Source organism: Pararhizobium mangrovi (assembly GCF_006516965.1).
GTDB lineage: Bacteria > Pseudomonadota > Alphaproteobacteria > Rhizobiales > Rhizobiaceae > Pararhizobium_B > Pararhizobium_B mangrovi.
On record NZ_VHLH01000039.1, the window covers coordinates 24,113 to 32,643 of the forward strand.

Here is an 8,531-nt window from a genome sequence, read left to right on the forward strand (position 1 = left end):
CACTTTGTGATTGGGGAGGATGCATGTCGAAGACCGTGGTCCGGAAAATTGAACTATTTGCTATGCACGCTCACCCGGGCGATGACATCGACTACGAAGAAATTTTCGTACGATTGCACGATGTCCCTCGCGCTCAACGTGTCGTCCGGGTCAGAGGTATCGTCGTAGGGTTTCCTATTGTTGAGCCATTAAAAGAAGGTTGGTTCATCCAGATTACCGAAGGCGACCCTGCAGACTCAACTCTGATCTATGACCAATCTACCGGCGGCACTCGTGAAGCATCACTTGGCGAAGCAGAAATCATAAGCCAAGCGACGCATATGGTGGTCACGCCTTCTGCAAGACGAGCTGCCGTCGAATACGTCCGCAGAGGTATAAAAGCCCCGTTTATCGCGCAGGCGATCGAGGGAATCGTTAAAAGAAACTCGCCCGAATACGGCAATTTCAACCTTGAACTAGTAGCCGTCACAGCCCCAAGTTTCATTGAGGCTATTGACGATTTCAAACGCATCCGCGTGGCCGGGGTGAGAATGGTCAAACCCAATGCCACGTGGACTGATCATCATACCCACTTATCTAAGGTCATGGAGTCTTCAAATGGCGGTAGCGTAGAGATGGACGTCAGCGCTCAACGAAATGGAAGTCTTTCGAAGGACGACGGTATAGTCGACATAATCAAAGAAGTGGCCGAAGAAGAATATCCCTATCTAGGCGATGCCAAAATAACAGGAACTCGTAGAGGCGAAGATAGCGAAACGACTTTAAGGGCAAAAAAGCATATTGAACATACAAAAGCAAATATAGTTGCTAACGAAAGCGGACATGTTCGCAAGAATTCGATTTTGCGAGCTTTGAGAAGTTTCATAAGCTTGTGGCTTTAAAACATGGTTGAGGATTTATGGTTTATATTGGCGCGACTTGCGCTTAATAATTCAAAAAGAATAGTACTAGCTAGTCATATCTATGTCGCTGCCGTTGTAACATTCGCATTCTTCTATTTCAATTCCCAAATCGGCATTTTAAGTCTAAGTGGATTTGCTTTGTTATTTTCATCATACGACTCAATAATATTCGGTTTTACTGCTACGGCAATAGCCTTGGCAATAGCGATACCAAGTGTCGAGTTCATAAAATTCTTGAGTTCAAGTTCTAAGAATAGTTCCGCATATCAAGATTTCTTGTTTCTTATGTGCTGGAACGGTATTCTGCATATACTTTCGTTTGTTCTAATTATCCCAATACACGTGTTTGGATGGGAAAATTACAAACTTTCGTGTAATACATACGGGTTCTCGGCGTATGTTGCAGCTATGCTGTTCTTCCAATCGTACGCCCTAATGCAGTTCACAAGTGCTATGATTTCGCTTTATCAACTTGGCGATCTATACGCCAAATTCATGACTAAAGTCGGCGACGGTAAGTCCTCTTAGCAGGATGCCATTCATCCATCGCCCTTGAGGTAGCCGTGCTCGCGCAGCCAGTTGGTGAGGATGCGGCGGATCATTCGGGGTCGTCCAGCTTCTCCCGAATGGCCCGGAGTAGTTCTTCGACCTTTCTGCCCTCCTCGCGCAGTGCCTCAACCGTCAAGGGCGTTCCGGTGCCGATTCCGCCAGTGAATGAAGATTCGAGGCGCTCATTGATTTCGGCATTGACGGAGCGAGATGAACCTTCGGCAGCCTTCGAAACCCGCTCGTAGAGATCGGCGGGCACCCGGATTGTGTAGCGAACATAATCGTCTTGTTTGGCCATAAGGCGAATTAGCACCGAAATAGTGAAAACTTCAACAAGCCCTTTGCGCACCAATTTGGTGAATGCTAATTTGCACCAAATTGGTGAAAGGAGCGAAGCGAAGTGACTGTCCAATACAAACTGAACCTGCCGTCCGAGATTGACCGGTGGGTCGTAGACCGAACGAAGGAAAGCCTTCGATCAAAGAGTGCAGAAATCATCTTCCTCCTTCGAGAGAAGATGGAAGCAGCGGCGGGGGCGGTTTCCGAGGCCGATACCCCTGCCGCTGCGACAGCGCCAACGGATTGCCGTCCGCTGGCATCCACCAACGGCTGAATAGGAGCCATCGATGGGAAACATCGTAACAGTCAATTTCCGCGGAGACGACCTTTACGGGTTCGAAAATGACGACGGCGTCTTCGTCGCAGTGAAGCCGATCTGCGACGCGATCGACTTGAAATGGGAAGGTCAGCGTCAGCGATTAAATCGCGACCCGGTTCTTCGTGAAGCCACCTGTGTCATGCAGGTGGCCAAGAGCGTTTTCGGCGTGTCGGAAGTAACGTGCCTTCGAATGGATTTCGTCAACGGTTGGCTTTTCGGCATCGATAGCAGCCGGATCAAGGACGATGCGGTTCGCGAGAAAGTCATTCTCTACCAGCGCGAGTGCTACTCCGTTCTGCATCAGCACTTCTACAAGGGCGAGAAGGCACAGCCGATCGAACTTCCCGACGATGCCGAAGCGCATGAACCGGAGACCGGGCGCGTCCGTATGGTCACCGAGGCTCGCCAGACATTCGGCGCCCGCGCCGCTGGTCAACTTTGGTTTCAGCTCGGGCTTCCGACCGTGCCGGCGATGCTGGAACAGAAGCGCCAGCTCGAACTGATCGACTATTCCCGCATCAAGACGGAAACCGACAAGGACGCCGCGTAAGAAAAGCGGCCCGCAACGGGACTTGCACTCCCGGCGCGGGCCTACTCCAACCAACGGAAGGATACTCCGATGGAAGAAGCTGCATTCGATTATACACCCCTTCATGAGCTGTTCGAAGACCCGTTCCTGCGCCGCGCGTTTCAAAACGCCGATCGCGACACGGGCGGCGCTTTCGTCATTCCAGAACCCTACGAGCCCGACTTCGACGGCGGCGCCGCGGCGGAACTGGAGATGGCGTGATGGGGAATAGCAAGACAATCGACAATCTGACGTTCATCGGTAACCGAGACCAAGGAGACCGAGCAAAAGGGCGCCGCCATTTCTGGCGCGTTAAGCCCACGGGCAATTACAACATTGATTGCCGTATGGGGCGCAAGCTGGCTCTAGAATATCTGGCGTGGTCGGAAATCGGAGACGCGCCACCTCTGCTCGCGCAAATCGTTTCGGACATGCCGGGGTGCCGGACTGGCATGGAAGTAGGCTTCCTTGAATTAGTCGGGCTCGCTGCTTCGGCCGGAGCCTCGCGAGCGCGCCGCATCGCTGCTTATTGGGATGATAGCGAAACGGAGGCGGCGTGATGAAGGCGACAAGACGCACAATCCTTCAATCGCTGCCGTTCTTCGGGGCGGCCACCGCGGTTTCGGCTCTGGCCGCGCCCGTCAAGGTAAAGCCCACGCCGGACGAACGCATCGCGGCCGCCATGGTGGAGATCGAAGCGGCGATGAAGGAGAAGTACCCCGGCTGGCGGGTGCAAAAGACCGACGACGAGCACAGAGCGTTAGTCGGCCCGAAGCTTATCGAAGGCGACGTCCATAGCCGCGCGGTGTTGATCTACACGTCGGAAGAGCGTCGTGGGCCGGAAGAGGCTCGCTGGTTCCGGCACTACTTGACCTAAAATGCCAGCCCGTTGGAGGCAATCAACGTTTCCCTGTGGACAAGGGGGATAAGCGGGCAAATTGCTAGGTCAGTTTAAAAATCCGTTAAATCTACGTTTTTCGACGGTGGATAAACTGCGATGAATATGAGGATCGCTCGCGCTTAGCGAGTGCGGCCACGGGGCGAAGAAGTCTGCCAGGACTGCCCCGTGGCCATCGTCGGTCGGAGAAGCGGACTCTACATCCGTGGACCCGACCTCTCATCCACCCGCAAATTGAAGAAAGGCCGCGGGCAATGAGTGAAACGAGTGATAACCAGTTCCCCTTGGTTACAAAAGGGGAGATCTGCGGAGAAGCGGTTCAGACCGTGGACGCGCGGAGCCTTCATCGCTTTCTTGAGGCCGGCAAGGACTTCTCGACGTGGATCAAGGACCGCATCGACCAGTTCGGGTTCGTCGAAAACGTAGACTTCGTAATTTCCCCGAAACGGGGGAAAAGTCCGGCAGGGGCCGCCCAACCAAGGAATACGCCCTTTCGCTCGACATGGCGAAGGAGCTGGCAATGGTCGAGCGCTCCGCCAAAGGCAAGGAGGTCCGGCAGTACTTCATCGAGTGCGAACGCCGTGCGAAGGAAGCGCCCGATCCCGTCGCCGTCCTCAACGACCCCGAGGCGATGCGCGGCCTTCTCCTGTCCTACAGCGAGAAGGTTCTGGCGTTGGAATCGAAGGTGCAGGCAAACCAGCCGAAGGCGGACTTCTACGACCAGTTCATGAACGCCGACGGCCTCTACGGCCTACAGAACGCGGCGCGGGCGCTGAACTGCCGCCCGAACCTGTTCATCCGCTGGCTGAAGGAGAACTACCTGTTTTACCAGGGCACCGGCCTCGTCGCCCGCGTCCAGTACATCCAGATGGGTATCTTCGAGGTGAAGACGACGATGGTCGACGACAAGGTTCGCCCGCAGGCGTTCATCACGCCGAAGGGGCTCAAGTACCTCGACGATCGCGCGCCCGACAACCTTCGAATGCGCGTAGCTTGAAACGGAGTGGGGCGGCAACTTCACCGCCCCGCCCTCATGTCAATCTTTTAAAGCCTCACTTGGTGCAATGAGTTTGATCGAGCCGCCGCCGGCGTACACTCGGATAGTGCTGGTAATGAACCCACGATCAACAACCGAGTATTCTCGTCCTTCGATACTATAACAACCGTGATTGAATAGCGCAGCCATTTGCCGAGCATCTTTATTTACGGCCGCGGTCGTGAATTCATCAAGCATATCTGAATTCAAGCAACCGACGTAAGCGCCGTGTACCGTGCCGGCTGTAGCTGGCCATGCCGTCACAGCGAGAATCATCGCTGCACTTAAAAATCGAGAAATCATTGTTGCCTCCTGGTTACCGCCGGGACGCTACCGCGTGATTTAGCATCGGAGCAAGCTCATGGACGTTGCCTATCTCGGCATGGGTGTCGATAGCAGCCAGGTAAAGGGCGCGACTGGAGAGCTCGGGCGTCTGTCAGGCGCGGCCGAAAAAGCTGAGAGCCGTGCGCGCAGGTTCGGCGGTGCCGCGACCAAGGCCGGGCGAGAAGCGTCGGCTGCCAACGATAACGCCGCACGCTCTGCACGAAAGATGGCCGGCGCCTACGATCTCGTATGGACGAGCGTCAAGCGTGCAGCGGGCCAGTTCCTAGCATTCACCGCGGCGTCGGTAGGTATTGGCTCGACCATCCGCACGCTCGCCAGTTTCGAACAATCGATGTCGCAGGTCGCTGCGATCACGCGAGCGACCGGCGCGGATCTCAAAGCCATGCGCGATGTGGCCAAGGATTTGGGCGCAACGACGGAGTTCAGCGCAGCGCAGGCGGCCGACGGGCTGAAGTACCTTGGCATGGCGGGGTTCGATGCGCAGAAATCCATCGCGGCCATCCCCTCGGTGCTCGACCTCGCGACAGCCGCTTCCATGGGGCTCGCGCAGTCCGCCGACATCACATCGAACATCATGTCGGCGTTCGGAATCGCTGCGAACAAAGCGAGTAGCGTCGCCGACATTCTCGCAGCGGCTTCTTCACGGGCGAATACCGATGTCGGTCAGCTTGGCGACGCCATGAAATACGTCGGCCCGGTCGCGAGCTCGTTCGGCGTTTCCATGAGCGATGCGGCGGCGGCCGTCGGCGTCCTTTCGAACAACGGTTTGCAAGGCAGCATGGCAGGCACTGGGCTGCGCCGCGTTATTTCCAGCCTCGCCAACCCTACGAACGCCGCCGTAAAAGCGCTGAACGCGATGGGCGTCGCCGTAGAGAGCGTCAACCCGAAAACGCACAGCCTCGTGGATATCGTTGGGCGACTCGCGAAAGCCGGATTGAGCGGTGCGAACGCATTGGAGATATTCGGCGATCGCGGCGGCCCCGCGATCTTGGCGCTTACCCGGAACGCCCCGCAGCTTCGTGAACTCACCGGCCAACTCAGCAACGTGGAAGGTACCGCAAAGCGCATGGCCGACACCATGCGTGACAACCTCATGGGGGATCTGCACAATCTCGCTAGCTCGGCGCAGTCGGTAGTAATTGCGATGGGCGATAACGGCATGACCGGCGTATTCCGGGGCGTTGCACAAGTTGGTGTCGTGGGGCTTCGCTTCTTGGCGGACAACATGAATACCGTAGCTCGCGCGACCACAGTCGCCGGTGCTGCCCTGCTCGTAGCTTTCGGGCCGGCAGCCTTATCAGCTATCGCAACCGGCTTTGGTTACATGGTCGGGGGAATGTTGGCGGGGCTGACGGCACTTCGTGTCGCAATCATGACCAACCCCCTCGGCGTGCTCGCGACGGCTATCGCGATCGTTCTCGCGGCCGCTTACACCTTCCGAGACGAGTTCGAGGAGATCTTCGGCGTAAGCATCGTCGACGCGGTGAAGATCGGAGGGAACAAGATTATCGGCGCATTCGTCGGCGCGTACAGCGCGGTCATTTCTGTCTGGCAGAGACTTCCCGACGCGTTGAGTGGCATCGCCAAGCAGGCGGCCAATAGCGTGCTGAAGACGCTCAATCAGCCCTGGCTTTCCGTGAACGGGCACACGATCATTCCCGGCCTAGGTGGCGCTGGCGAGCTCAAGCTTTCGGATGCCGAGAAGAGCGCGGTGAACGGCGCGGTCGGTGCCTTTAAGAGCGGCTACGGCCGCGACTATCTTGGTGTTGGCGGTGCCGTCGAACCAGGAACCGGCCGACGCGCTTCACCAGGAAGTCGCTCGAATACCAGTGCGGACGCGGCCGCGATCAAGAAGATTCAGGATGCTGCCGACGCGCTCGGCAATGATGGCGGCGCGGGTACTGAGCTACCGACAATCTCCACAGGCGGAGCGGGCTCCGCTGCCGACACTGCCGCCCGAAAGGCTGAGCGGGCCGCCAAGGCCTATGATCGCCTCACGCAGTCCGCGGAGAGCTTCGTCGCGAGCCAGGAAACCGAGCGTGCGACGGTCGGCATGAGCGAGATGGCGGCGGCGAAGTACAGCCACACGCAGAAGCTGCTCAACCAGGCGAAGCAGCAAGGCATCAAGCTCAGCGCGAGCCAGAAGGCAGAGCTGCAGTCGCTCGGCGCCGAGATGGGCGAGCAGGAAGTCGCGACGAAGCGGCTCAAGGACGCCTACTCCAGCGTCAAGGATGGCGTGAAGGGGGTGTTTTCATCGTTCCGCGGCGCGATCGAGCAGGGCAAGTCGATCTGGAAAGCATTCGGCGATGCCGCGCAGTCCGTACTCGACAAGATCATCGGCAAGATCGAGGATCAGCTTTCGACATCGATCACGAACGCCCTGTTTTCTGCGAAAGGCAGTGGCTCGAGCGGCGGAGGCTTGTTCGGCTCGATCTTCTCTGGCGTCGGCCATCTTTTCGGATTCGCGAACGGGACAAACTACGCGCCGGGTGGCCCCGCCCTCGTTGGCGAGCGCGGACCAGAGATCGTCAACCTGCCGCGCGGCTCGCAGGTCGTGCCGAACCATCATCTGCGCGCAGCGGCCAATAATAACGCGCAGCCGCAAGCGGTCGACGTGCGGTCTCATGTCAGCGTGTCGGTGGACGACGACGGCAAGATCCAGACTTACGTCACGAAATCCGAGGCTCGCGCCAGCGCAAAAGGTGCGCAGAACGCTGTCAATCACGTGAAGTCGAACTGGGGGAACTATCAGGGCCAGCAACAGATGCACGGGCAGGTCCGATAGATGGCCCGCCCGCTCTACGATTGGCCGCCGGTGCTCGTGCCGGCGAAGGCGCTCGTGTCCGTCTCCGGCGCGGTGCAGGACGGCTTCATCTCGCGCGCCGGCTACGAGAACGACGTTCGCATCCCTGGCGGCCGCGTGCGGCTCGAGATGGATTTCGACTACCGCAACGGCGCGAACCTCGAGCCGTACTCGTGGCTGGTCTCAAAGCTGAAGGGCAGCCTGTTCCGCGTGCCCTTCGGCATCTGGGCGTGGTCGCAGGTGGCGCGGAATAGCGATCTCGACTTGCCGGCCGGCTACGCCTCGCAGGGCATTCCTTTCGCAACCGGCGCGCCGTTTTCTTCGGGCCTTGGCTTCCGCTTCAACCCGACGGTGGAAACGGCCGGCACTGCGTTGGAGGGCGAGAACCATATCCGCATCGACGAAAGCCGGTGGCCGGGCCTTCTGCGCTACGGCAAGTTCATCGGAATCGGCGGAGGGTGCTTCCACGTCGAGGACGTTGATCGCTGGGATGGTGATGACCCTCTCGTGACAGTCTCCCCGCCATTCCGCCGAGACATCGACAAGGGCGAGTTCGTCTCACTTCGCCCCTCCATCATCTGCAAGGCGACGGACGTTTCGTCCTTCCGCAGCATGTTCGAGTCGGCCGACCTCGTGCAGCCCGGCAAGCTCGTGATGATGGAAGCCGTCGTAGAGGACTACGTCTAGATGTGGAGCCTCAACAGGTTGTCCTGATCGAGACCGAGGCGGCTGATGGGCACGGTGTCGTTTATCCCGCCATGGGGACGGTGCC

The 8,531-nt window shown here is 58.0% G+C and carries 10 protein-coding genes and 1 pseudogene; 9 read left to right on the forward strand and 2 right to left on the reverse strand.

Annotation, left to right across the window (positions count from 1 at the left end):
• The first annotated feature begins 23 nt into the window (after positions 1-23).
• Entirely contained in the window at positions 24-881 is an 858-nt protein-coding gene (locus FJU11_RS16645; protein WP_141168208.1) for a hypothetical protein, read from the forward strand.
• A gap of 619 nt (positions 882-1,500) precedes the next feature.
• Here the strand turns inward: FJU11_RS16645 and FJU11_RS16650 are convergent.
• A complete protein-coding gene (locus FJU11_RS16650; protein WP_141168209.1) occupies positions 1,501-1,863 on the reverse strand; it encodes an Arc family DNA-binding protein in 363 nt (120 codons plus the stop codon).
• 214 nt (positions 1,864-2,077) lie between these two features.
• Here FJU11_RS16650 and FJU11_RS16655 point away from each other — a divergent pair, with 214 nt between their 5' ends.
• The 6 genes and pseudogenes from FJU11_RS16655 (at position 2,078) to FJU11_RS18480 (ending at position 4,572) form a co-directional block, all read left to right on the forward strand.
• Positions 2,078-2,659, forward strand: coding sequence for a phage antirepressor N-terminal domain-containing protein (locus FJU11_RS16655; RefSeq protein ID WP_141168210.1), 582 nt, complete (start codon positions 2,078-2,080; stop codon positions 2,657-2,659).
• Between the two features lie 69 nt (positions 2,660-2,728).
• Entirely contained in the window at positions 2,729-2,899 is a 171-nt protein-coding gene (locus tag FJU11_RS18420) for a hypothetical protein (RefSeq protein WP_181408227.1), read from the forward strand.
• Positions 2,899-3,237 (forward strand): hypothetical protein, encoded by a 339-nt coding sequence (locus FJU11_RS16660; protein WP_141168211.1) that lies wholly within the window; start codon positions 2,899-2,901, stop codon positions 3,235-3,237. The genes FJU11_RS18420 and FJU11_RS16660 overlap by 1 nt, the downstream gene beginning before the upstream one ends.
• Complete coding sequence (locus FJU11_RS16665) at positions 3,234-3,554, forward strand: hypothetical protein (protein WP_141168212.1); 321 nt, start codon at positions 3,234-3,236, stop codon at positions 3,552-3,554. The genes FJU11_RS16660 and FJU11_RS16665 overlap by 4 nt, the downstream gene beginning before the upstream one ends.
• A 275-nt stretch (positions 3,555-3,829) precedes the next feature.
• A pseudogene (locus tag FJU11_RS18805) lies at positions 3,830-4,050 on the forward strand (antA/AntB antirepressor family protein); the annotation flags it as partial.
• Between the two features lie 45 nt (positions 4,051-4,095).
• Complete coding sequence (locus FJU11_RS18480) at positions 4,096-4,572, forward strand: phage antirepressor KilAC domain-containing protein (RefSeq protein WP_235891085.1); 477 nt, start codon at positions 4,096-4,098, stop codon at positions 4,570-4,572.
• 39 nt (positions 4,573-4,611) lie between these two features.
• Here FJU11_RS18480 and FJU11_RS16675 read toward each other — a convergent pair whose 3' ends face one another.
• The gene (locus FJU11_RS16675; RefSeq protein WP_141168213.1) at positions 4,612-4,914 is read right to left on the reverse strand and encodes a hypothetical protein; all 303 of its coding nucleotides are present in this window, start codon (positions 4,912-4,914) and stop codon (positions 4,612-4,614) included.
• 58 nt (positions 4,915-4,972) lie between these two features.
• Here FJU11_RS16675 and FJU11_RS16680 point away from each other — a divergent pair, with 58 nt between their 5' ends.
• Positions 4,973-7,741, forward strand: coding sequence for a phage tail tape measure protein (locus tag FJU11_RS16680; RefSeq protein WP_141168214.1), 2,769 nt, complete (start codon positions 4,973-4,975; stop codon positions 7,739-7,741).
• Positions 7,742-8,446, forward strand: coding sequence for a hypothetical protein (locus FJU11_RS16685; RefSeq protein WP_141168215.1), 705 nt, complete (start codon positions 7,742-7,744; stop codon positions 8,444-8,446).
• The last annotated feature ends 85 nt before the right edge of the window (positions 8,447-8,531 follow it).

Excerpts from the sequence above, each read along its gene's own strand:
- FJU11_RS16645 (WP_141168208.1), top strand. The coding sequence starts at position 24 with ATGTCGAAGACCGTGGTCCGGAAAATTGAACTATTTGCTATGCACGCT.
- FJU11_RS16655 (WP_141168210.1), top strand. The coding sequence starts at position 2,078 with ATGGGAAACATCGTAACAGTCAATTTCCGCGGAGACGACCTTTACGGG.
- FJU11_RS18420 (WP_181408227.1), top strand. The coding sequence starts at position 2,729 with ATGGAAGAAGCTGCATTCGATTATACACCCCTTCATGAGCTGTTCGAA.
- FJU11_RS16660 (WP_141168211.1), top strand. The coding sequence starts at position 2,899 with ATGGGGAATAGCAAGACAATCGACAATCTGACGTTCATCGGTAACCGA.
- FJU11_RS18480 (WP_235891085.1), top strand. The coding sequence starts at position 4,096 with ATGGTCGAGCGCTCCGCCAAAGGCAAGGAGGTCCGGCAGTACTTCATC.
- FJU11_RS16675 (WP_141168213.1), bottom strand. The coding sequence starts at position 4,914 with ATGATTTCTCGATTTTTAAGTGCAGCGATGATTCTCGCTGTGACGGCA.
- FJU11_RS16680 (WP_141168214.1), top strand. The coding sequence starts at position 4,973 with ATGGACGTTGCCTATCTCGGCATGGGTGTCGATAGCAGCCAGGTAAAG.
- FJU11_RS16685 (WP_141168215.1), top strand. The coding sequence starts at position 7,742 with ATGGCCCGCCCGCTCTACGATTGGCCGCCGGTGCTCGTGCCGGCGAAG.